General features: G+C 41.4%; 2 protein-coding genes. One reads left to right on the top strand and one right to left on the bottom strand.

Annotated features, from left to right (window positions below; translation table 11 throughout):
* Positions 1–306: peptidoglycan-binding protein (locus LC574_RS37375; protein WP_229458662.1), on the top strand; the 306-nt coding region annotated here is incomplete at its 5' end.
* A gap of 277 nt (positions 307–583) precedes the next feature.
* On the opposite strand, the gene wecB is transcribed toward LC574_RS37375, so the two are convergent.
* Positions 584–1714 (bottom strand): non-hydrolyzing UDP-N-acetylglucosamine 2-epimerase, encoded by a 1131-nt coding sequence (gene wecB, locus LC574_RS37370; RefSeq protein ID WP_229458661.1) that lies wholly within the window; start codon positions 1712–1714, stop codon positions 584–586.
* Positions 1715–2071 lie beyond the last annotated feature (357 nt).

The following is a 2071-nucleotide window of genomic DNA, read 5'->3' as shown; positions in this document are numbered from 1 at the left end:
ATTGAAAGGTATGAAAACGGTTTTGCTAGACTTTCTACGGGTAGATACGTTTTTGCTCGATGGGTTGGTAATAGACCTAACAATCCTTCTGTAACTAGACCTGGTGGTGTTGGCGGTTCGGTGATTCTTACCCGTGGTTCTAGAGGTCAGCTTGTAAGAGACGTTCAGATAGCTTTAGGTAATCTCAGAGTTGATGGAATTTACGGTCAAGAAACTGTTAACCGAGTCCGAAGCTTTCAGGCAAGTAAAGGTCTACTTGTAGATGGTACGGTGGGGCCAGAAACACGAGCAGCTTTGGGTATTTAACCAGAAGTCACCCTTTGAAAATCTCGTTTCTAGATTCTACTATAGAACTTACACAAAATTAGACGCTGTAGGGGCAATTCATGTAGACGCAAAGCGGCTTCCCGCAGGGTATTGCCCCTACCTGCATTGTTTGCGTAAGTCCTGTACTATTTTCTTGTGGGATGGAGAGAAATCTAAACTCAGGAAGTTTTAGATTAAAAAAAAGAAAAATCGGCTTTTCTGCCGATTTCATGCACCCTGAAAAACAGAAATTTTGCATTTTGTTTAATCTAAGTTCCTAAGTTGATGTTTCTGATGAAAGACCCAGGTAATTTTGTACAATCTGCAAAATGCGCTCTGCTGCATGACCATCCCCAAAGGGATTAATTGCATTTGCCATTGCTTCATAAGCATCTGGATCGCTAAGTAATTCAGCAGCATTTGCAAAAATGTTCTCACTCGTAGTGCCTACAAGTTTGGCTGTACCGGCTGCAACAGCTTCTGGTCTTTCGGTGGTGTCTCTTAAAACTAGTACTGGTTTTCCCAAGCTGGGGGCTTCTTCTTGCAAGCCACCAGAGTCAGTGAGCAAAAGATGCGATCGCCCAATTGCTCCCACCAATTCCCTATAATCTAGAGGATCTGTCAAGAAAATTCGGGGATGATTCCCTAAAAGTTCTTGTAACGGAACTCGCACTGTCGGATTGCGGTGTAATGGTAATAGCAAAGCTGTATCAGGAAACTTGTCTAAGATTTGTAAAAAGCCTTGAGCGATCGCTAACAGAGGTTCTCCCCAATTCTCCCGACGATGAACTGTTGCTAACAGAACGCGGTATGAATCCCAGTCTAAGCCTGGTACATTACAAACTGCTTGGGTTGCAGCTACATTCAACAGCGCATCAATTACCGTGTTACCCGTCATGTGGATTTCACCCAAAACACCAGAACGGTGCAAATTTTCCACAGCCCAAGGAGTCGGCGCAAAGTGCAACTGAGTAATTTGAGAAATCAACCGTCGATTAGCTTCTTCTGGGTAAGGATTTAAGATATCATCAGTTCTTAAACCTGCTTCTACATGACCGATAGGGATTTTTTGATAAAAAGCTGCCAAAGCTGCGGCAAAAGCTGTAGTAGTGTCTCCCTGCACCACCACTAAATCTGGTTTTTTCACCTTAAATAAAGCTTCTAACCCTTGTAAACTACGGCAGGTAATATCATTTAGAGATTGCTGAACCTGCATAATTTCCAAGTCATAATCTGCCTTAATGTTGAACAGCTGCATAACTTGCTCAACCATCTCTCGATGCTGTCCAGTTAGAATTACTTGCGACTCAAAACTTGAAGACTTTTGGAAAACCTGAATCACAGGAGCTAGTTTAATCGCTTCTGGACGAGTACCCAAAATAATGCAAACATGTTTTTGATTAGTCATTAGTCATTGGTCATCTGTCATTTACCAATGGTTATAGTCAATGGTCTATGGTCAATAGTCAATAGTTAGCGATCAATCATCACACAAACTATAAATATAAGTAAGTCGGCGTAAATAAATTATCGTTGGGATAAAGCAGGAGGCAGGAGGCAGGGAACACAAGGAAAAAGGATTTGAGCCTTGTTTACTTTCCTTCACACAGTTTGCTTTTATTGTGCCGACTTCCTTAAAAGCATAAAATAGGAGTCAGAATTCAGAATTCAGAATTCAGAATACTCTACCCATAAAGGGATAGAGTTTTAAGGCGAGAATATTTTAATTTTTTTCGCTTAACTTCGGGCGAGGTTTTAACCAATA

It is taken from the genome of Nostoc sp. CHAB 5715 (assembly GCF_020829685.1).
Lineage (GTDB): Bacteria > Cyanobacteriota > Cyanobacteriia > Cyanobacteriales > Nostocaceae > Nostoc.
Note: the sequence above shows the minus strand (reverse complement) of the source record. Positions and strands in the feature narration are given on the sequence as shown.